The organism is Lysinibacillus sp. FSL M8-0134, assembly GCF_038069745.1.
Lineage (GTDB): Bacteria > Bacillota > Bacilli > Bacillales_A > Planococcaceae > Lysinibacillus > Lysinibacillus irui.
This window is the reverse complement of sequence record NZ_JBBPAJ010000001.1, coordinates 1,320,979-1,343,828: the sequence shown is the minus strand read 5'-3', so window position 1 is coordinate 1,343,828 and position 22,850 is coordinate 1,320,979. Positions and strand designations below refer to the sequence as shown.

Here is a 22,850-nt window from a genome sequence, read left to right as displayed (position 1 = left end):
TTATTTTTTCTCGATGTCTGACATCAGACTAAAAAACTTCACATTTTGCCGATATATACTCTATAAACAACAGGAGGTACACAATTTGAAAAAATTAATGGTTATTTTTCTTTTGATTGCTCTGTTAGCAGCAGGTTGCTCGACAGCTCAGACAGAATCATCAACTGAGGAATATAAAATAGGTATTTTACTTTCAGATGCAGGACTTGGTGATGAGTCATTTAATGATTCTGCTTTTAAGGGGCTAGAAAAGGCCCGAGATGAGCTTGGCATTTTATTTGATTACAAAGAGGCACCTGATGGTAATTACGAGGAAAAGCTGAACGAGCTTGTTGCTGAAAAATACGATATCATCATCGGCCTAGGTTTTTCAGTACAAGAAGCGCTAGAAAAGACAGCAAAACAATTTCCAGAGCAGCAATTTATACTGATTGATGGACAATCCGAGGTCGACAACATAATTTCCATTACCTTTAAAGAACAGGAAGGTAGCTTTTTAGTTGGTATGGTGGCAGCTATGACAAGCAAAACAGGAAAAATAGGCTTTATTGGTGGGGCAGATGCTCCTGTTATCCATCACTTTGAAAATGGATTTATTGAGGGAGCTCGTTACGTAAAACCTACTATTGAAATTTTGAGTAAATATGCTGGTACTTTTGATGATACTCAGGCAGGCGCAGCAATAGCTGATCAATATATTAAAAATAACGTTGATTTTATTTACCATGCCGCTGGTTTTACTGGCTTTGGGGCAATTAAAAAGGCCGAAGAAAAAGGCATTTATGCAGCCGGTGTTGATATTGATCAATTTTTTGTTGCTGAAAAAACGGTGGTTACATCCATGCTAAAAAATGTTGACCTTGCCGTCTATCAACTTGCGAAGACATTAGTAGAAGACGGAAAAATAACGGAAAAATCGTTTGCCTTAGGTCTCGCCGATCAAGGCGTGGGACTAGCCGATATTCGCGTTATTCAACTGACAACCGAGCAACAAGCTGCCATTGAAAAAGCAAGAGAAGCCATTGTTGCAGGTACGATAAAAGTAACTGCAGAAAAGAGGGATGGCCAGTGACATTACGTAAAAAATTATTTATGAATACACTGATCCCAATCGTACTGGCAATGGCTATGATTGGTTTCATTATCATGCAAACATTTACGATTCAAACAACAGCACAGGATGACACTGAACTTTTACTTGTAGTAAAGGAACTTGAACAAAGTCTGGTGGTTGCCAGCCAATCATTAAATAATTACACCTATTTAGAAAGTGAAGCCAATAAAAACGAAGCACTTGCTATATTACAAGAAACAAAAAGTAATGTAGACGAATTAGCCGCTCTCTCAAAAATACCAGAGCATCAAGCAATCATCGAGAAAATAGCTAGTAAATTTAAATATCTGGAACAAGCTACAGAAAGCGGCTTTCAAGAAAACAACCGTTCTGAAATTAAAAAGCAGTCCATCAGAATCAAAGGTATTTTAAATGATATGTATTTGCTGAAAAAAGAAACGAACGAATGGTATCAGGAGATGATACAAGTCACAAAGCAAAAAATAGGATTCATTACAACTTCGACAATCATTGGTAGTGTGTTATTAATTATCGCAACAATTATTTACTCCTATTTGGCTGCGAAAAGAATTACCAAACCGATTAATCAAATTGTAGAATGTGCACAGGCCGCAGCTACAGGGGATCTAACGATTGATACCGCTACCCTTTCCTATCAACCAAACAGTCGAGACGAAATCGATCGATTAACAGAAAGCTTTTCACAGATGATGAATAATCTAAAAGGTACAGTTCAATCGATTGATCATATCGGACAGGATGTTAATTTATTTACACAAGATGTTACGAGCCATATGAAAAATATTCATGAAAGCAGTAACCAAATCGCTACATCTACTGATGAATTAGCAAAAGGAAGCTACACAATGTCAGAGGACATCCAATCTGTTGCGATTCTGATGAATGGTATGGCTGATCAATTCAAAGGTGTCATGCTAACAAGCGAGCAATCAGCTACAACAGGTAAACAGGCATTGGAAGCCGTTCATAATGGGCAGTACTCATTAGAAAAGCAAGCTACTATTGTGAAGGATATTTCAACCACATCACTTGATATTAAAGAGGCTGTTACGCAGTTTTCCCAATTTACCTCAGAAATTGAAGGAGCAGCTAATGCTGTCCACACGATTGCAAGCCAAACGAATTTACTTGCCTTAAATGCCGCTATCGAGGCTGCACGCGCGGGAGAAGCGGGTAAAGGGTTTGCCATTGTCGCAGATGAAGTTAAAAAGCTCTCAACAGAAACAGAGCATGCAACGACTTTAATATCTTCAATGGTAACGCAAATTCAAGATGGCATTACCCATATACTAACTACGGCTGAACGTGGCTATCAGCTTTCAAATGAGCAAGCACAATCTATGGAAGAAACAGAAAAATCTTTCACAGTGATTGCGACCCAAATTGCAAATATCCATCATGATTTACAACATCTTATAAAAGAAATGGGTCATACGAATGACATGAGCCAACAAGTAAATCGTACTATTGAAAATATTTCAGCCATTACTGAAGAAACAGCGGCTGGTACAGAAGAAATATCTGCATCGACACAGGAACAGCTACTAGCCTTCGAAAAAATTAATACAAAAATAATCGACCTTCAAGAAATGACAGATACATTGATGAATGAGCTAAAAAAATTTACATTATAGCCATTAGACGCAATACCTAAAGAAATCCAGTGAAGACTTTCACTGGATTTCTGAATGTTATAAAGTTAAGCCACCGTCTACTAGCACGATTGAGCCTGTCATATAGCTTGCTTTATCTGATGCTAGGAACACAACCATTTCAGCAAGTTCCTCTGGTTTCGCATAGCGTCCCATTCTCATATTCGGAAGTTCCTCAGGAATATAGCCACCTGTTTCAAACATATTTGTTACGCTGTTTGTTAACGCTGTCTCTACTCCACCTGGACAAATACCATTGATACGGATGCCTTTTTTTACATATTCTAAGGAAGCTGACTTTGTTAAACCTACTACTGCATGCTTACTTGCAGAATAGACAGCCATACTATGCTCACTACGAACGCCAGCTGTTGAAGCCGTATTAATAATAGAGCCGCTACCTTGTCCTTCCATTACTTTTAAAACATGTTTTAAGCCAAGGAATACACCCTTCACATTGATTGCCATAATACGATCATATTCTGAATCATCGATCTCTGTTAATGGAGAAATTTTTTGAATAACTCCAGCATTATTGAAAAATACATCAATACGTCCATAAGTATCTACTGCCGCATTGACATATTTCTGAACATCTTCACTTTTTGAAACATCAGCCTGAACGAAAATGCCTTCTCCGCCTTGCTCTTTAATTAAGTTTAATGTCTCTTCCCCTGTTTCCTTGTTGAAATCAACAACTACCACTTTTGCACCATTGCTAGCAAGTTTCAAACTGCTGGCTCTTCCAATACCACTTCCTCCACCTGTTACAACTGCAATTTTATTCAAAAGATCCATCTTCTATTCCTCCCTAACATCTTGAATTCAGTATCTATTTTATTGCTACTTCTCCTTAATTTATTGTATTATTCTACACAAAATAGTACTTTCTCATTGTCTATACAATAAAAATTGTAATTGCTTTCATTACTATTATAAACGGGGGAAGAAACGTGAAAATATCGACAATTGATCTTCAATACATAAGTCAACTCATCTATGAAACCCATCACCTTCCTGTTTCTTATATTAATGCATTAGGAGAAGTTATTTTTGACTTTCCATCAGCTGACTATCAAAATAATCCTTCCTATCATTCTTTAAAGGAACAGTTAACAGCATATCCATATCATAGAGCTTCAAATGATTATCCAATTTTTTTCTCTCATGCTGAATTTAATTTTTTCTATATCAACCTAAAAATCGATGAACAATATTTAGGAGCCATTGTCGTTGGCCCTTCCCTTTCACCAGAAATGGAAGACGCTGTGAATCCAACTACTTATCATGAGCACGAGATGATTCCTCATCTTCATTATCAGCAATGTTTAGCTATTAGTTTATTTGTTTATTTTTCAATCTATCAAAAGAAATTAACTAAAACGGCTGTTATTCAACACAACCAAGCATTAAAGCCCCTAATTCGTCATGAGGAAAATACTGCGATAGAACTTTCACATGCTAGAAGAAATGCTATTGTTCATACAAATCTTTACTACGAAAAAATACTGTTAGACTATGTGAAAAATGGACGTATGGAAAATCTAAATGAAGTTTTAAACTATTCCATTATGGAGCAAGCAGAACTAGGAGTACTTTCCAAACGTAATAATTTAAGAAGTGTACAGTACTTGATGATTACAGGAGTTGCCCTTATATGTCGTGCAGCGATTGAAGGTGGTTTAAATGAAGAAACAGCCTTTACATTAAATGATTTCTACATACAAAAGCTTGAGGATCAAAATAGCTTAATCGACATTCTTTCATTAATGGAGGAAGCTATTTACGATTTTACGCGTCGTGTGTCAAAGACAAATAAACAGAAATATTCAGCACCCATTACAACTTGCATCCACACGATCGAAAATCAACTATATGGTGAAATCACACTTGATCAACTTTCAGCAATTTGCCACTTAAGCCCAAATTATCTTTCTTCTTTATTTAAAAAAGAAGTAGGAATTTCCTTAAGCGAATATATTCAGCAACAAAAAATTGAGGAGGCGAAAAAACTATTAACCTTTACAAACTATCCAATCCTTGATATCGGCTCATTACTGAACTTCACAGACCAAAGTTATTTTATTAAAGTTTTTAAAAAATTTACGGATATCACCCCTAAGCAATATAGAAATGAGTATTCTCGTAAATGATGTAAAAAAAGAGAAAGTGAAGCACTGTAGCCACCTACTTTTACTTTCTCTTTCCTGATTTGAAGTAATACCTGTATCTCCTAAAACATACCTTACATTAAAACGTAATCATTACACTTTAAGGAGGTATATGTGGAACGTCTCCCTATTACTAGATATGTATTGAATTTTTGGTTCCTCTTTATTCTATTCGTAAGTCTGCTACCACTAAACTTATTCAACTTCTCAGCACTCAAAGATCTAAGTTCTTCTTTACTCAGTCTACACACTATATTTTTAAGTATTTTAATTGAAGCATTACCGTTTGTCTTAATTGGGATACTGATTGCCGGTTTTATTCAAATTTTCATTAAAGAGGAACATATCCAAAGATGGATTCCTCGCAATACGTTGATGGCTGTTGTCATGAGTTGTTTTGTAGGAGCCTTATTTCCTGCCTGCGAATGTGGGATTGTTCCTATTGTTAGAAGATTGATTGCCAAAGGCGTACCAATACATGCTGCTATAGGATTTATGTTAACTGGTCCACTCATTAATCCCATTGTTATTCTCTCCACCTACATGGCATTTGGAAATGATTTAAAAATAGCTGGCCTTCGGATGCTAGTTGGCTTTGTCATTGCTATTATTATCGCATTACTCAGTAGCTTGTTTTTTAAAGGTTCACAATTTAAGAGCTCTGTACAACCCATTTCATTGACAACAACTAATCAACAACCATCCTTTGTCACAAAGCTAATAAATATGTTCAAACATGCCATTGATGAATTTTTTGATATGGGCAAATACTTAATTATCGGAGCATTTTTAGCTGCCTTTGTACAAACATATGTATCTACCAAAACACTCGTAGAAATTGGAGAAGGTGTCCCCTCTTCTATTTTAGTTATGATGGGCTTAGCCTTCATTTTATCACTTTGCTCGGAAGCTGATGCCTTTATTGGTGCATCCTTTAGTGCTATATTCTCCACTCCATCCATTCTGGCATTTCTCATTTTTGGCCCTATGATTGATTTAAAAAATACCATTATGTTGATGAGCGTATTTCGTATTAAATTTGTCTTATGGTTAATCGCCTTAGTGGCTACAGTTGTCTACATTAGTATATGGATTCTTTCAGCGTATCTCTAAGGGGGAAAGCCATGAAATTTCACTTTCAACAAGCGTTAAAAGCCTTGATGTTACTCGCCTTTTCAGCTATGATTGCCAGCCTGCATTGGACCGGGGAACTAACAAAATTCATAAACCCTAAATATGAAAGCCTCAGTAAAACAGCTGCCATTTTATTTTTTGTACTCTTTCTTGTTCAATTGACTAGAGTTATATCTTTTTCAAAGTCTCCCCATCACTGTGATCATGCTGGACAAGCTTGTTGCTCTCATCACCACCATGGTTACTCATGGATAGCCTATCTCATTATCATGACCCCCATACTGACAGGCTTCTTCGTACCAGCTAAAATTTTAGATGCTGCCATTGCTGATAAAAAAGGTGGTGCCTTTATTCTCACCCAACAAAGTCAATCATCTAAAATAGAGGATTACCTCACTTCAAATGAAACGATTGATGAAAATATTTACGATGAACATGAGGCTGATCCCCGACTGTTGGAGGAAAAACAGGAGATGACAAAAAAGCAATATGAGCGATTAAAGCAACAACTCTCACAAAAACCTATACTGAAAATGACTGATAAGGACTATACGATTTATTATGAAGAGATTAATCAAAATTTGGTCAACTATTTAGGGAAGAAAATACAGCTGAAGGGCTTTGTTTTAAAAGAAGAAAGCTTTACAGAAAAGCAACTCGTTATTTCAAGATTTCTTATTACCCATTGTGTAGCTGATGCAAGTATCGTAGGCTTCCTAACAGAATTTCCTGAGGCTCCCTCTCTCACAGAAGATACATGGATTGAAGTGGTTGGTACAATTAGTCAAACAACCTATGAGGGAACTAGCTTACCTGTTATCCATATTGAAGATTGTGTAACAATAGAACAACCCGAATCACCTTACCTTTATCCTATTAACATCCGAATGAGCTTCTAGCAATAAAAGGGCAAAGCGAATAATTTGCCCTTTTTCATCATTTAATCCCAGGAACAGCTAAATGCCTACCCATAAAAAAAGTGTCTTTTCATTTTTACAATAACCGGGAATAGTTATCAATTTGGCGTAACATCCATGCCATTTATCCATAAGATAGGTACTCTATTAACGAGCACCAAATTCATAAAAGAGCATAACTGTAAATACAAGTTACGAAATTAACAATAGGTAGCTGAGCCTTTAGATTTTTTATGTTTGAAATGATTAACTACTCACAAAGGGGTTGCAAAAATTTGTTTTTCTATTGGGTCCCAAAGAACAATGCCCACATCCGCTCCCTGATCGATAACTCGAACTGTAATGGGAATGTAATCAAAATTTAGTTTAGTACTAATCAGCTGTAATAGCCCTACCAATTCTGTATCATTAATAAGAGGAACATTTACATCGATTTTAATATCAGTTAATTGGTCATCCTCATATCGAAGTTTCCCTATAATTTTCGGGTTTAAATGTTTAAATCCATCTTGTATTTCTTCTTTAAAATTTAATAATTTATTATACATATTTTGGTCTAAACTATATAACGCATCTGATGGGAATAAATAATACTTTTTATCAACCTCAGACCACTTTGTTATGGTATCTTCCCCTTGTGTCATAAATGTTTCAGCTAAAAATACGCCTGGAATAATATCATTGATATTAGATTCCTGATATAAAGTTAAATAAATGGGAACACGAGGTACTTTTTCATTTTTTCTAAGGTCTTTAATAATCTTTTCAGCTACTTCTTTCCCATACCTTTTCACATCATGAATATTATCATCATTTTCATCAACTTTCACTTGGCCAGTGTAAATTAAACCGTTGTCATCCGTTACTCGTATATCATAAAATTCATTAAGAGATATTGCGATCGACATACCTTCTATTTTGTTAGTTTTTTTATTTATAAAATTATGTTCTAAAACATGAGAGAGTATCAAAGGATACTTTTTTTCATCCTCTAAAACATTACCCGTCCTATTTTCAATGGCAGGGTTTAAACCTATACCTTCTTCTGTTTTTCTTTCTAACCATTGACTAATCATTTTTTCATCCAAATATTGACCTTCCTGCATGTAAAACTTTTCTGTTGGAAAATGCTTCACAGATAAATTCATTAATCCATTTTCTATCTCATTTATATTCAAGGCATTATTCATATTTTTGGTGATTAAGCCTCTAGCAATAGTGGACTTTGCAGGCTGTTGAAATTCATAAACTTCCTTTTTTTGTATAGATGAAGTATACATTTTCTCATTAGTAGGAACACCCTCAACATCACTACTACAAGAGGCTACTAACAATATTGGTGCAATTAAAAATAACATTCGCCTTTTCCTCATTACGATTACTCCTTGACGATTATGTAATAATTGTTTATTCCTATAACTTAACCATACCAAATTTTCCAAAATAAAACATTATAAATTAATAAATCTCACCATTCTATACAAGGTCAATCACAAAAGAAAGATCAATGCTCAAGAAAAATGAACATTGATCTTTAATAGAGTATCTGGTTAATATAGGATGTCCCTCGTCATAGTGTCAATCACTTAGAGCATTTGCCTTTTTTGTTTGAGTGAGTACTCCCCACCTTTCGAGCGGGGGTCATCCTTTTATGAGCAACCTCTCCTCAACTTGGAGCGGCTACTCCCCATCTTGGAGCAGTTTTCTTACCTTTTTGAGCGGATACCCTTCACTTTGGAGCGGTTTTCTTACCTTTGTGAGCGACTACTCACCACTTTGGAGCGGTTTTCTTCACTTTATGAGCGACTTCTCACCTTATTGGAGCGCTTTTCTTCACTTTATGAGCGGCTTCTCCTGAACTTTGAGCGGTTCTCTCTTTTATGAGCGGGCTACTCCCAAATTTGGAGCGGGGGCCATCCTTTTATGAGCGCCCTCTCCTCAACTTGGAGCGGGAGCCACACATTTTTGATCAAAAGCTCCATCACATTGAAGTATTTTCCTCACTTTTATCCAGCCTATAATTGACTATATACCGAAAGTGCATCGGTGATATTGTATTGCTCCGTTCGAGGATTTCCTTCTGCCCCTACTGTTACTAACACGTATTCTTGTCCATTTACAACGGCTAGACTTGCTAAACACAAACCAGCTTCATCTGTATAGCCTGTCTTACCACCTACAATTTCTCCTCCTGGCAATGCAGATGTAGTCATATGCTGAAACATGCGGCTTGTAAATGTAATGCCTTCGGGGTGAAGGTTTGTTTGCTTAATAGAATATCGTTCTGCTGTGTAAACATTGCGAAACTCATGATTGGTTAATGCATATTGTAAGAGTAAAGACATATCCTTTACTGTCGTATAATGTTTAGGATGATGCAATCCCGTTGTATTCATAAAATGTGTATTTTTCATTCCTAGCTGCTGTGCCTTATCGTTCATAAGTTTTACGAACTCCTTTTCTGATCCAGCAACATATTCAGCTAAACCAATGGATGCTTCTGCACCTGAGGGTAACATGGAACCATATAATAAATCCTCTAAAGTTACCTTCTCATTCGGGAGAAAACCCGCCACAGACGCATTTTCCTGGAATAAATCATTAAAGATATTTTTTTGTAACACGATTTCTTCTTGTAAATTTGAAATCTGTTCAATCGCGACTAAAACCGTCATCATTTTTGTCAAGGATGCAGGATAAATAATTTCCTCACTATTTTTTTCTAGTAGCACTTGATTTTCATCTAAATTCACTAATATTGCATTAGCACTGTATAAATCGATATTGAGCATATTACTACCCATTGTTTGCACTACGTTAGGTGATTCGACAATTTCCTGACGTAGTGACACGGGTGTTTCTTTTACTAGTAAATAACCAAGTAGCATGATGATAAGGAACAATATACTTAAAACACCTTTTCTCGTCATAAAAACAACTCCTTCTCTTATAGTTTTATTCAACCATAAAAAAAGGAGCTTTTTTTTAATTAACTATTAGTGAATTCTTAAGGTTTCTTAAGAATTCGTTGGAATCATCACAGTAAAAACTGTTTTCCCATTATTAGAAGTTGCCGTAATGGTCCCGCCATGGGCTTGGACAATTTCATTTGAAATGGCTAAACCAAGACCAGCTCCACCTGTTTGTGTAGACCTAGCATTATCTAAACGGTAAAACTTTTCAAATATCATGGTCAATTTTTCAGGAGGAATTGTCTTTCCTGTATTAGTAAACGAAATATACGTTTGATTGTTTTCGCTTTTTGCACTAATTTCAATTGTACTATTTGAATCACTATAGGCAATGGCATTTTTTAAAATATTATTAAATACCCTTGCTAATTTATGACCATCTGCATATATATTAATTTCTCCATCTATTTTGACAACGGCTTTTTGCCCTCTTGGTGCTAGCAATGGGTAAAATTCATCAGCTACTTGCATTAGCATATAATTTAGAGGAATAAGGTCTTTTTCTAAAACAATGGATTGTAAATTAAATCTTGTTATGTCAAAAAACTCGTTAATTAATTGTTCTAGTCTATTTGACTTTTCTAGCGTAATCGCAACATATTTCTCTTTTTGCTCAATAGGCATATCCCTTGCCTCATCTAAAAGGCTTAAGTAGCCAATAATGGATGTTAAGGGTGTTTTAATATCATGCGCTAAATAGACAACTAGATCATTTTTACGTTGTTCCGCTTCTTGAGCATCTCTCGCACGTTTTTCTAATTTATTTTTCACATCATTTAGTTTTTTCTCCAAGAAATCAAGCTCTTCGGGAAGTTGAATTTCCTTATCTGACTCATCGGCAAGCATTGTGATACTCGTACTAATTTGATGAAAATAACGAGTAAAGCGAGATAAGGCAATATAAAAAATGATTAATAATAATACAATAAAACCGATAGCAAGCCAAAGGGGTTTATTTTGTTGGAATAACACATTGTAGGCATTTTGTGCAGCAAAATAATCGAGCTGCAAGACTTTTTCACAAAAGTCAACAAAGGCATCTGCAAAAGGAGCTTGCAAGACTCCATCAATGAATGCAAAATTTATAAATAAACCTATGATGATCGCTAAGAGAAGGATAATAATAATTTGTACTACCATTTTTCTCTTCAGTCTGCCAAACTCATTATTCAATGGTATACCCCACTCCCCATACGGTTTTAATAAATTTTGGGTTGTCCACAGAATCTTTCATTTTTTCTCGTAAATGCCGAATGTGAACCATTACAGTGTTATTGCTATTAAAGTACTTTTCTCCCCAAATTTCTTGAAATAATTGCTCTGAACTAATAACCTTCCCTCGATTTGCAGATAAGTACCATAAAATCGCGAATTCCGTGGGTGTGAGGGATAATGGTCTTTCATTTAAAAAGACTTGTCTTGTATTCTTGTTGATCATCAAACCTGCGAAATCAATGATATCCTCGTTTTGCTTTGAACCTTGGTTATACAATGTAAATCTCCGTATTTGTGCCTTTACACGAGCAACCATTTCCAATGGACGAAAAGGCTTTGTTATATAATCATCTGCCCCTAAAGAAAATCCATTTATTTTATCGATCTCTTCTTCCTTTGCCGTAAGCATAATCACTGGAAAATTAAATCTTTCTCGTATTTTTTGTAAAATAGTAAAGCCGTCGATATCTGGCATCATAATATCTAAAACAGCTAAATCCACATTTTCGCGCTCAATACATGCCAAAGCCTCTTGGGCATTATAATACTTAAACACATGGTAATTTTCATTTTTTAAATAAAGCTCAATTAAATCTGCAATTTCTTTTTCATCATCTACAACTAAAATATTCAATAAATGCCCCTCTCCTTCTACCACCCTGATGCTAATGGATTTTTCACAGGCATTATAGCATTTACTAGTAGTTATATCTATTAATAAGAAAATGTCTTGTGGACAAATAAAAAAGTAGATTTAGAAAAATATGTTTTCCCTAAATCTACTTTTAAATTTAATTGATTGCTAGAGGAGAGGATTTTCTGTTCAGGTCCTGTGTCACAACTCTCCCAGGAAAATATTGCATTTGTTCATTAAGTTTATGTTCTTTTGCAGTTAGATTGTTTGGTCTCACTTTTAATACAAGCGTTTTGCTACCTAAAGATGATTGATACTTTTCTATATGTGACTTTGACAATGGGGCTTGGTAATAGTCTGGCACATATTTATCAAGCATTGCCTGCATAGCAACTGTTGCCTCATTGATATCTGTGACAATTTCGACCTCACCATTGGCGATGACACTCATATAAGCTGTATCCGTCTTAGCTGGAATGGGATCTACCATTGTTCCATAGCTTTCACATATGGTAATACAAGCATTCGGATTGGTCGTCAGTATGGCTACTTTTCTTCCTTCATTGGCACCATGGAAATAGAAACTACCATCTTTGAAGATATAATTTAACGGAATAACATATGGGATATGTTGATCCACTAAACCTAGAAAAGCGGTTTGTGCGTGCTCTAAAAATTGTTTTATGTGATGTTCATCTATACAAGCTCTGTTCTTCATTCGAATGTCTTTGTCCATCCTTATGTCCCCCTTATATCTTATAAAAGGAGTCTACAGTAGGTGTTATCACTAAAAAAGAGACAGTTTAATGAAAAGGAATAGGTACAACTAAAAACCATAGAAATTTCTTCTATTTAATTGTGCTCTTTTAGAAGTCTTTAGTTAATAATTTCTCAAGCCTTTCTTTTTGTCTTTTTTTCATCCTCACCTGCATCGCGATAAAATAATTTAAGCTGTGCAACAATCATAATGCTAATGACTACCAGCAGAAACCAAGAGCTGATTTTACCAAAATGAACGATCTTCCACGATACTTCTTGGTTAGGATAGGACCATGCCCCAAAGAAAGTGGCGATATTTTCTGCAATCCAAATGAAAAAACCAATCAAAAAGAATGACCCAACGATAGGCATTTTATAGATAGAGTCTCGTACTGTAAATTTGACAGCTGTTCGATAAAACACTATAAAAAGTAAAGCCATTAATACCCACCTAAAATCATATATAAAATGATGGGTAAAAAAATTTAAGTAGATCATGGCACCAAGAGGAATGGCTACATAACTTTTGGGCCATCTGACGATTTTCAAATCAAAGCGACGCCATGCCTGGCAAATGTAACTGGCTACACTGGCATACATGAAACCACTGTATAATGGCACACCTGCTATTTTTGTCCATGCTTCTTCAGGATAGGACCACGAATTAAAATTCACTTTATAGAGCTCTAGCACAAGGCCAATAATATGAAACAGACAGATTACTTTTATTTCATCCTTTGTTTCTAAGCCAAATTTATACATTAAATATTGGGTCACAAGACAGATGATCAGAATGAAGTCGTATCTTGCTACGCCAGGAATTTGAATAGCTTTAGAAAGTGCAAGTGTCATAAATATGACAACAGGAAAAATACAAGATAATGCTTGATGATAAGTAAAGACTCCTAGATCTTTAAAAAGCTTCTTTAACATGCACCCACCTCAATGAACTTGGTCAGAATTTAATTTCTTCTTGTATGAAGAATAAACGATTAATTATTCTATTTCAATATTTTTTTATCGAAAAACGATAATTTTTTTCTCTTTATTTTGCAACTATTCTTTGCAAAATACGTCTTTCTTGTTCCTGATTAGGAAGGAAATGGGTTTAACAAATAAAAAAGAGTAGCCGCAACATGCAGCCACTCTTGTCATTAAAGATACATTTTTTGATCTAATTTTAGTTGTACTTCTTGTTGGTTTATTTGTAAGTTCACAACTTTCTTCACTTTTAAATAATAGACGATATAACAGCCAACAAAGAATGCTCCTCCACAATAAAGAGCTAATCGTTGAGCAGGATCAAAAGCCAAGCTTGCCATAACTATACAGTTTGCCAACAAACCTAAAATAGGAATTACTGGGTATAATGGTGCTTTGAATTTTAAATCTTCTACTTTTCCTCCCTGACGGATATAGGATCTTCTAAAAGCAATTTGCGAAGCAGTAATAGCAATCCAACCAATTTGTGCACCTAACCCTGCTAGGGAGAGTAGCCAAACAAATACTGTTTTTGCGGCGAATACACTTGAAAGTAGTGATAAACCAGCCACAGCAAGTGTAATCAATAAGGCATTCATTGGAATCCCTCTTTTATTAACCTTCCCTAATAAAGGGCTTGCCATCTTTTCAACAGAAAGAGAGAAAAGCATACGCGTTGCTGCATAGAGACCAGAGTTCGCAACAGATAATAAGGCTGTCAAAATAACAAAGTTCATAATATCTGCTGCATAAGGAATACCTATACTATCCAGTACAACAACAAATGGACTTTCAACAACACCAGCTTTATCCATAGGAATCATTCCAGCAAGCACAACGACTGATAAAACAAAGAAGAATAGCGTGCGCCAAACTGTTTGTTTAATCGATTTAGGGATTGTCTTTTCAGGATTTTCACTTTCCCCAGCCGCAATACCAATTAACTCCGTCCCTTGGAATGAGAAATTCACCGTAATCATTGTAATTAACAGTGCTGTTACACCATTTGGAAAAAGTCCACCCTCATAAAAATGAGAAAGGAATGGGGCATTTGATCCATCTTTCATATCGATTAGACCAAACATTGCCGCTCCGCCAACCCCAAGGAACATTAGGATGGCCAATATTTTAATACTTGAGAAGACAAATTCTGCTTCACCAAATGCTTTTGCTGATAATCCATTTAATACAAAGAGCAGGGCAGCAAATAGTAGACACCACATCCATACTGGTGATTCAGGAAACCATCTTTGCATAAGTTGTCCAGCACCTAAAAATTCAAGGGCCACAGTTACTGCCCAGCCTAACCAATACAACCATCCAACAGCAAAACCAGTTGCAGGGCCAATAAATTTCGTCGTATATGTTTGGAATGAACCGGATACTGGCATTGCAACAGACAATTCACCCAAACATAGCATAGTTAAATACATAACTGCTCCACCTACTAAGTAGGCTAAAATGGCACCTAATGGTCCAGCTTGGTTAATTGTGTAGCCTGATCCAAGAAAGAAACCAGTTCCAATACATCCTCCAAGTGAGATCATAAATAAATGTCTTGCTTTCATACTTCTTTTTAATTCATATTGTTCTGATGCCATAAGAAGCTCCTTACACTAATTATCTTGTAAGCACTTTCTTTTTTTCGTGCAAGAAAGATAACTAATAGAAATTTTAATAATTAATAGGATATTAATTTAGTATATTTTACGAACTGTCAATTTTCTGACAAAATAAATACCATTGAATAGCTAGAGCATTCGCCGTTTCTATTGTAAACTTAATTTAGGGAGAGCTACTTTCTTACATTTGGTTGTGGTGACTATTAATCTAAGAAAAGTTCTTCCTCTTTAAGATTTTGTTTAGAGTAGTGTATCTCCGAATAAAGAGCTGATTAAAGCTACAGCAGCGACTGCCGTTTTATTATATTGATCTAATACAGGATTTGTCTCAACAAACTCTGCAGAAGTAATAATATTTGCCTCTGATAGCATTTCCATAGCTAAATGGCTTTCACGGTAACTAATTCCACCCGCAACTGGCGTCCCTACTCCTGGTGCATCGTTTGGATCAAGCCCATCTAAATCTAATGAAAGGTGGACACCGTCTGTACGTTCCTTTAAATATTCAATCGTCTCCGAAATTACTGTTGTCATACCTAAACGATCAATTTCGTGCATCGTATATACTTTAATACCAATTTCCTTAATTAGCTTTTTCTCACCTGGATCTAAATCACGAGCACCAATAATGACAACATTTTCAGGTTTAACTTTTGGTGCATAACCCCCGATATTTGTCAGTGCAGGATGACCAAGTCCTAAACTTACAGCTAAAGACATCCCGTGAATATTTCCTGAAGGAGATGTTTCACCAGTATTGAGATCTCCATGGGCATCGTACCAAATGACACCTAAATTCTCATAATGCTTTGAAACACCTGCTAATGTTCCAATAGCAATACTGTGATCTCCACCTAAAACTAAAGGAAAACGATTTAAAGAAATTTCGCGATCTACTTTTTGACCTAGCTTTTCATTACTATCTGCTACAGTTTTTAAATTTTTTAAGTTTGTCTTTTCTTCGGCTTCTTTATCTTCATTTACTATTTCAATATTTAAATCCCCTTCGTCATAAATCGAATAACCAAGGCCTTCAAGTCGATCTGTTAATCCAGCATATCTAATAGCACTTGGTCCCATGTCTACCCCTCTTCTAGTTTGGCCAAAATCCATGGGTACCCCAATAATTGTCACTTCTTTGTTCATGATGTTTTCTCCTCTCCGATAATTACTTTCACAGTATAAAGAAAATGGGATTTTGACTCAACTCGACATTATTTTAAATTTTTATACAGTTTAAATTATTAAAAACATAGATATTTTCTTGTATAAATGAATGTATAAAAACGGTTTCAATGAATAAGGATACTTTTTTTACCAAATTAATGCGTTTTTTTGTTAGAAATTTCAAAATAAAAAATTAAAACTGTTCTATTTTTATAGATTTTTAAGAAAATTAGCTCAGTAATTTAAGGGTTAAGTACTATATATTAGAAAAATATTGAAACCATATCCAATTTTGTATAAAGAGTGGGAAAGCTCCGATTAACAAATTATCGTTTTGAGACAGAAAAAAAGCCTTACAATATAGTTAGTAAGGCTTTAAAAGTTACTTTCATTTTCTACTTTAATAATTTTAAAATACTATTAAAACATATATCTTTATAAAACGTATGTTGTTCTTCTATATCACATGTCAACCATTGAATTAATGATCCATCAATTATCGCCCTTATCACTTTAGCATATGTTAATGGATCGATGTCTTCCCTAAATACACCCTCACCTTTTCCTAGTTCAATGATTTCTTGGCCAATTCCCCAGCAATTTTCATAAAATTTCAAGTTAATTCTTTTATAGTCTTCATTACCGTTTGCCTGGGCCAAAAAATCTAAATATACTCTGTAAAATTTTTTATTATCTTGGGGCGACACAAAAACAGCGTTTACATAGGCTTGAAGCTTTTCTATCGCGGAATGGTACTTGCCTATTTCTTGTATTTCAAAGCGATAAATTTTGCTTGTAGTGGATTCTAGTAATTCTAATAAAATGTTTTGTTTGCTTGTAAAGTAGTAGTGTACTACCCCTTTAGAAACATTAGCATGGTTTGCTATGTCCTGTAGTGTGACTTTATCATAGCCTAAATTTGAAACAGCATGAAAGGCTGCATTCATAATCTGTTTTTTTCGTTCTTCCTCTTTCTTTTTCATACGAGCCTCCGATGACGTAATAAAAGCCATTATACAGGATTAATAGATAAAATCCAATTTTATATTGACCGGTCAGAATAATTTTGATACTGTTTAATGGAATTTAATTGTAGGAGGACGTTACAATGACAGTAGAAAATTTTCAGGCATTAGTAGTCAATAAAGACCACGATTTTACAGTGAAAGTGAACAATTTAACTTTTGAAGATTTACCCCAAGGTGAGGTATTAATTAAAGTTAGTTATTCCGGTATTAATTATAAAGATAGTCTTGCTTCCATCCCTGATGGTAAAATCGTTACTTCCTATCCATTTGTACCTGGTATTGATTTAGCAGGAGTTGTTGTTTCCTCTGAAGATCCTCGCTTTAACGAAGGCGATGAAGTCATTGCCACTAGCTATGAAATAGGTGTATCTCATTTTGGAGGCTTCAGTGAGTATGCCCGTATCCCAGCAAAATGGATAGTGCCCCTTCCAAAAGGCCTTTCCCTTAAAGAGGCAATGGTGATTGGAACTGCAGGATTTACAGCCGCATTGTCTATCCAAAAATTAGAGGACAATGCTATTCATCCTGAAAAAGGAAAAATCCTAGTAACGGGTGCAACAGGCGGTGTAGGAAGCTTCGCTGTTGCTATTCTTTCTACGTTAGGCTATCAGGTGGAAGCAAGTACAGGAAAAGAAGATGAACATGATTATTTGCATAAACTTGGAGCTACCACTATCGTGAATCGTGAAGAAGTTTTTGATGGAAAGATTAGAGCATTAGGGAAACAAAAATGGGCTGCTGCTGTCGATTCTGTTGGAGGAGAGCCACTAGCTTCATTATTAAGCCAAATTCAATATGGAGGAGCCGTTGCAAGTAGCGGTTTAACAGCAGGTACACAGCTTCCGACAAGCGTATTCCCCTTCATTTTAAGAGGGGTAAATTTACTTGGAATTGATTCTGTTTATTGCCCAATGGACATTCGATTAAAGATCTGGGATCGTTTAGCAACTGATTTTAAACCTGCTAATATTGCTAATTTCATTCAGCGAGAGGTAACGTTGCAACAACTACCTGATGTTTTACCAGTTTTACTGAAAGGGCAAGCGAGAGGGAGATTCCTGGTTACAATGTAATTAGGTATATGAACTGCTCTCCATTCCATTTCCAAACATTATAGTTTTATGACACGGAAGTTACTGCGCATAAAGAGCGTGGTAACTTTTTTTATTGCTGACATCTGCCTGACATAATAGCTCCCTATAGTTAGTCATAGATGCCCATCTATTTCAAATACTAATGATTAAGATTGTCTAATTTAGCACTTATTCGCATAACAATAGAGTATGTATGTAGCAATATGGGAAGTCAACACTATAATCAATATTTGGAGATGATCGTATGAAGCGAGCACATATTAATGAATTAAATATCACAAGAGCATTAGCCATTCTAGCTGTACTTCTCATTCATTCAACCAGTACACCTGTTACAGTTTTATCAAGTGATTCGAAACTTTATCCACTTTATGTATTTTTTAATATTTTCCCGAAATTCGCTGTGCCAGTTTTTATTTTCTTAAGTGGCTTTGTTTTATTTTACAATTATATACAAAAAGATTTAACAAAAGAGCTTATCGTTCGTTTTTATCAGAAGAGAGTAACACAAATACTCATTCCTTACCTCTTTTTTTCTATTTTCTACTATGCAGCTACGCAATTTTTTGTGTCACGTGATTTAGTAGTAACATGGAATGCTCTATTTAGTGTGGAATTTCTTAAGAAGCTTTTGATTGGGAAAGCGTACACACATTTATACTATATTTTTATTATTGTGCAGTTCTATCTCATGTTCCCACTCTTCCTGTATATGTTAAAGAAAAAACCAGCCCTATCTCCTCATTTAATTTGGATTGGCTTTGCCCTTCAATGGGTCTTTATTCTATTAAATGCTGAGTTTTGGCAGTATCCCTATAGAGGCAGTATCTCTTTCTCGTATATTCTTTATTTCTTAGCCGGTGCATTTTTAGGTATCTATTTTGAACAATATAAAAAATGGCTCCATTTAAAGAAAGAAAATTTCCCGATACCAACCCTTTTTATATGGGCAATCTGGCTTTTTTCTACTATATATAATGTTTATTTATATTACTTTGTCTTTTCGTCTCAAACCTATTTAACGAACAGCATCATCTTTGAACTAGTTTTTCAGCTACAATCTTTGACTGCTTGTATGGTCTTATTACAACTATCCTTCTGGATCTATGATAAATGGAACCAAGGCTTTGTAAATGTCTTAATCAATCTAGGAACAGTTTCATTTGGTGTCTATCTCTTGCATCCACTTTTCCTTTTCCTTTATAGACAAATCAATATAAGTGGCAATAGTATTATCTTTCATTTATGGAGTGTTGGTGGCTTTATCTTTGCCCTATTTATCCCATGGATTCTTGTGCTATTGATAGGCAGATTTTTTAACTATCATTGGATTGCGTTTGGACCAATTCCGAAGAAGTTTCCTTACAAATAATTTATTAAATATACGGTCATTCACATGAATAATTGAAAGCATCGTTTGAATTAACCCCCTATATTATAGAAGAAACTAATAATAATACCCCTGTAGAATTATTCTCTACAGGGGTTTCAAAATTTGAACGGTTTAATTATTTAGCAATAGATCCGTCTTTCACTTTGTTGTTATTAGCGTCAACTAAGTTTGTTGATTTGAATTCAACTACAATGCTGTCTGTTAATGTATAGTCAGCTTTAGTTGTTACAGTAAGTTTACCACCTTCTACTTTAGCAGAAGCAAGTTCTACAGTTGAACCAGCAATTTTAACTGTTACTCCTGTTGGTGCAGCTTGGTCAGCAATATTTTCAGAGAAGTCTACTGTAAATGTTTTGCTATCTACTGCAGTTACTTTAGTAGCAACAGGTACAACATTTTCTTTAAGTGCTACTAGAGTTGTCACTTTTCCACCTTTAAGAGTGTTACCTTTTGTATCTACTACATTGATAGCTTCAAGTACATAATTACCATTAGCAGTGATAGAACCTTCAGGTAAAGTGAATCTTACTTTTTTAGTACCATCTACAAACTGAAGTTGAGTACCAGCAGGAAGTTCTTTTCCTCCAAGTGTGTAGTTAGCAGCATTTGTTGCTGTTGCAGTTACATCTGCAGCATATTCAACAGTGAATACATTGTTATCTGTTACAACAACTGGTGTAGCTCCAAATACTAATGAATCTGTAGGTGTTTCAGGTGTAGCTTCAAACACGCCTGTTGTTACATTGAAAGTAACTGTATCTGCAGTCACGTTGCCAGCTAAATCTGTCACTGCTTTTGCAGATAATTCAAATGTATAAGATGAATTGCTATCTAAATCAATGTCAACTTTTACAGTGTTTTTCTCTGCACCCTCAATTTTACCGTTACCATCTACATCGAAACCAGCGTCTGCTTTTACTGCTGTTTCTTTTCCAGTAGTGTAAGCAATACCGTTTTGCGTTTTAACTGTTAAAGTGCCATCTACTTTTACTGGCTCACTAAATGTAAGGTATAGTGCATCAACATCTGTAGTAGCATTTACATCATCAGCTACTAACATTTTAGTAGAAGCAGATACAAGTGAAGCAGGTGTTAAATCTTTTGATAGAATAGCATTAAACTCAAATGCATCTCCAGCATTACCAGCTAAATCTTTTTGTCCCTCTACTTTAATGTTTGTATTAATGAATGTAGCTGTACCTAATGCAGATTTTGCATCAATCGTGAATACAGTTTTATCCTCTGTATCTTTAATATCAGCATCTGTTAAATAGAAAACAGTTGATCCAACAGTTACTTTTGCATACCCTTTAATAGTTGTCTCTTTATCAACAACAAAATCATGTTTCTTTAATTCTTCTGAGAAATCAAACGTAATTTCTGTACCGTTTACTGCTGTAGAAACAGTTGGTTTTGAATTATCAGCATCTGCTTTTAGAACTGTGAAATTCACAGCAATTGGATTTGCAATATTATTAGCGAAGTCAGTTGCACCTACGATATCTACTTTATAAGCTTGCTCAGCAGTTAAACCTTTGATAGTTAAAGTTTTACCAGATAAAGTATAACGATCTTTAGAAAGTTCAGCACCATTTAAGCTTACTGTTCCTTCACTTTGTACAGGCTCATCGAAAGTGATTACTGCTGTAGTGCCTTTTGCTTCTACAGAGTTAACGTTAACAGGTGTTGTGTCTGCAAATGTGATTAATTTGTTAAACTCTTCAGTTAAAACTTTAGTATCTGCTTTTGTTTGGATTGGTTTAACAGTTACTTTACCATTTGTTAATTTTAATTCTTTATTAGTTGTTAAAATAACAGACATGCCATCTTCAGATACTTCTGCTTTTGTGATCGCTACACCTTCAATCGCATATTTACCTGTCACAGCAGCATCTTTTGCATCAACAGCTGTGTTGAATTTTACTTCAAGCTCTTTTGCATTAAGTCCTTGTACAGAAGCTACAGCTGGAGTTACCTCTTTTACTGTTGCATCAATTGTACGTTTTACCATTGTAGCGAATTCTTCACGGCTAATTTTATCTTGTGGAGCTAATAATGAACCTTTACCGTTGATTACGCCGTTTTCTACAGCTGTTTCTAAGTAAGATACAGCCCATTTAGAAGCTTTAGAAGCATCCGCGAATTGGCTTAAATCCGCTTTACCTGTTAATTGGTATCCTTCTACGATTACTTTCGCAGCTTGTTCTCTTGTTAATTGAGCTTTCGGTTCAAATTTACCATTGCCCATACCGTCAAATAATTCAGGTGAAGTTGCAAGTACTGCATTATAGAACCAGTCATTTTCATCTACATCAGAAAAATCTTCAGTTCCTGTTGCTTTTAAGTCTAATGCTTTTGATAAGATTTCAGCAGCTTCTGCACGAGTTAGAGTACCAGCTGGGTTGAAGTTCCCCTTTTCATCGCCTTGGATGAAGCCTTTGTCAGTTAAAAATTGAACTGCTTCTTTAGCCCAAGATGAAATGCTATCTGCATCGTTAAATTCAGCAGCTGATGCTACTGGCACGATTGCTGATGCTACTAATGCTGCAGTAGCAGTAGTTACGAAAAATTTACGACCTTTGTTTTGTTTTGTCATAGTATATTCCTCCAGAATTTTAATAAATTATATTATTCTGTGAAAACAATATTATCGCTCTATTTAGTTTTTAAAATATGTATAATTTGTTCTCGCAAATAATAATTACAACCAATTATATGTAAAGCAATCTTCCTAAGTTTCCAAGATTAAATATCCCAATCCAACTGTAATTTGCTTTACAAGACAATATTATAACTACATTACCAATAAATAAATGCTAAAAATAAGGTAATATTAATACTGTATTGGTTATGTAGGTAATTTCTTCATTAAAAAATTCCAAAATATAGGAGTGTTTGATTACTTGATGACAAAAGTTAGATAATATTTACATGTTTAAGAGATTTCATGTAGAAAAAGTATTTACGTTCAATACTTTCTTAATATAACAACAAACTGTCTACTATATGTTTGAT

At 35.1% G+C, this 22,850-nt stretch carries 18 protein-coding genes; 7 read left to right on the top strand and 11 right to left on the bottom strand.

Annotation, left to right across the window (positions count from 1 at the left end):
• Positions 1 to 85 precede the first annotated feature (85 nt).
• Positions 86 to 1,072 (top strand): BMP family lipoprotein, encoded by a 987-nt coding sequence (locus tag MKY49_RS06550; RefSeq protein WP_312505708.1) that lies wholly within the window; start codon positions 86 to 88, stop codon positions 1,070 to 1,072.
• Positions 1,069 to 2,730 carry a methyl-accepting chemotaxis protein gene (locus MKY49_RS06545; protein WP_341385824.1) on the top strand — a complete coding sequence of 554 codons (1,662 nt, stop codon included), beginning with the start codon at positions 1,069 to 1,071 and terminating at the stop codon, positions 2,728 to 2,730. The genes MKY49_RS06550 and MKY49_RS06545 overlap by 4 nt, the downstream gene beginning before the upstream one ends.
• 57 nt (positions 2,731 to 2,787) lie before the next feature.
• On the opposite strand, the gene MKY49_RS06540 is transcribed toward MKY49_RS06545, so the two are convergent.
• Complete coding sequence (locus MKY49_RS06540; RefSeq protein ID WP_274796290.1) at positions 2,788 to 3,546, bottom strand: SDR family NAD(P)-dependent oxidoreductase; 759 nt, start codon at positions 3,544 to 3,546, stop codon at positions 2,788 to 2,790.
• Positions 3,547 to 3,701: 155 nt separating this feature from the next.
• Here MKY49_RS06540 and MKY49_RS06535 point away from each other — a divergent pair, with 155 nt between their 5' ends.
• The 3 genes from MKY49_RS06535 (at position 3,702) to MKY49_RS06525 (ending at position 6,952) form a co-directional block, all read left to right on the top strand.
• Complete coding sequence (locus tag MKY49_RS06535; RefSeq protein WP_274796289.1) at positions 3,702 to 4,901, top strand: AraC family transcriptional regulator; 1,200 nt, start codon at positions 3,702 to 3,704, stop codon at positions 4,899 to 4,901.
• Positions 4,902 to 5,033: 132 nt separating this feature from the next.
• Positions 5,034 to 6,032, top strand: a complete 999-nt coding sequence (locus tag MKY49_RS06530; RefSeq protein ID WP_341385823.1) for a permease — start codon at positions 5,034 to 5,036, stop codon at positions 6,030 to 6,032.
• A gap of 11 nt (positions 6,033 to 6,043) precedes the next feature.
• Positions 6,044 to 6,952, top strand: a complete 909-nt coding sequence (locus MKY49_RS06525; RefSeq protein WP_341385822.1) for a TIGR03943 family putative permease subunit — start codon at positions 6,044 to 6,046, stop codon at positions 6,950 to 6,952.
• 272 nt (positions 6,953 to 7,224) lie between these two features.
• Here the strand turns inward: MKY49_RS06525 and MKY49_RS06520 are convergent, their stop codons facing one another.
• The 9 genes from MKY49_RS06520 to MKY49_RS06480 all read right to left on the bottom strand — a co-directional run bounded on the left by MKY49_RS06520 (position 7,225) and on the right by MKY49_RS06480 (position 17,303).
• The gene (locus MKY49_RS06520; RefSeq protein ID WP_341385821.1) at positions 7,225 to 8,328 is read right to left on the bottom strand and encodes a CamS family sex pheromone protein; all 1,104 of its coding nucleotides are present in this window, start codon (positions 8,326 to 8,328) and stop codon (positions 7,225 to 7,227) included.
• Positions 8,329 to 8,985: 657 nt separating this feature from the next.
• Positions 8,986 to 9,900, bottom strand: coding sequence for a D-alanyl-D-alanine carboxypeptidase family protein (locus MKY49_RS06515; RefSeq protein WP_341385820.1), 915 nt, complete (start codon positions 9,898 to 9,900; stop codon positions 8,986 to 8,988).
• A gap of 87 nt (positions 9,901 to 9,987) precedes the next feature.
• Complete coding sequence (locus MKY49_RS06510) at positions 9,988 to 11,082, bottom strand: sensor histidine kinase (protein ID WP_341386912.1); 1,095 nt, start codon at positions 11,080 to 11,082, stop codon at positions 9,988 to 9,990.
• Between the two features lie 25 nt (positions 11,083 to 11,107).
• Entirely contained in the window at positions 11,108 to 11,791 is a 684-nt protein-coding gene (gene vanR / locus MKY49_RS06505; protein ID WP_341385819.1) for a VanR-ABDEGLN family response regulator transcription factor, read from the bottom strand.
• 157 nt (positions 11,792 to 11,948) lie between these two features.
• Positions 11,949 to 12,527, bottom strand: coding sequence for a pyridoxamine 5'-phosphate oxidase family protein (locus MKY49_RS06500; protein ID WP_341385818.1), 579 nt, complete (start codon positions 12,525 to 12,527; stop codon positions 11,949 to 11,951).
• Positions 12,528 to 12,682: 155 nt separating this feature from the next.
• Positions 12,683 to 13,483 carry a DUF817 domain-containing protein gene (locus tag MKY49_RS06495; protein WP_274796282.1) on the bottom strand — a complete coding sequence of 267 codons (801 nt, stop codon included), beginning with the start codon at positions 13,481 to 13,483 and terminating at the stop codon, positions 12,683 to 12,685.
• Between the two features lie 221 nt (positions 13,484 to 13,704).
• Positions 13,705 to 15,132 (bottom strand): amino acid permease, encoded by a 1,428-nt coding sequence (locus MKY49_RS06490; protein ID WP_274796281.1) that lies wholly within the window; start codon positions 15,130 to 15,132, stop codon positions 13,705 to 13,707.
• Between the two features lie 261 nt (positions 15,133 to 15,393).
• On the bottom strand, positions 15,394 to 16,299 hold the full coding sequence (gene rocF, locus MKY49_RS06485; RefSeq protein WP_274796280.1) for an arginase: 906 nt from the start codon (positions 16,297 to 16,299) through the stop codon (positions 15,394 to 15,396).
• 416 nt (positions 16,300 to 16,715) lie between these two features.
• Complete coding sequence (locus MKY49_RS06480; protein WP_274796279.1) at positions 16,716 to 17,303, bottom strand: TetR/AcrR family transcriptional regulator; 588 nt, start codon at positions 17,301 to 17,303, stop codon at positions 16,716 to 16,718.
• Between the two features lie 125 nt (positions 17,304 to 17,428).
• On the opposite strand from MKY49_RS06480, the gene MKY49_RS06475 reads away from it, so the two are divergent.
• On the top strand, positions 17,429 to 18,421 hold the full coding sequence (locus tag MKY49_RS06475; protein ID WP_274796278.1) for an NADPH:quinone oxidoreductase family protein: 993 nt from the start codon (positions 17,429 to 17,431) through the stop codon (positions 18,419 to 18,421).
• Between the two features lie 265 nt (positions 18,422 to 18,686).
• A complete protein-coding gene (locus MKY49_RS06470) occupies positions 18,687 to 19,814 on the top strand; it encodes an acyltransferase (protein ID WP_274796277.1) in 1,128 nt (375 codons plus the stop codon).
• Positions 19,815 to 19,950: 136 nt separating this feature from the next.
• Here the strand turns inward: MKY49_RS06470 and MKY49_RS06465 are convergent, their stop codons facing one another.
• Positions 19,951 to 22,431: an S-layer homology domain-containing protein gene (locus MKY49_RS06465; protein ID WP_274796276.1), complete on the bottom strand. Its 2,481-nt coding sequence runs from the start codon at positions 22,429 to 22,431 to the stop codon at positions 19,951 to 19,953.
• Positions 22,432 to 22,850 lie beyond the last annotated feature (419 nt).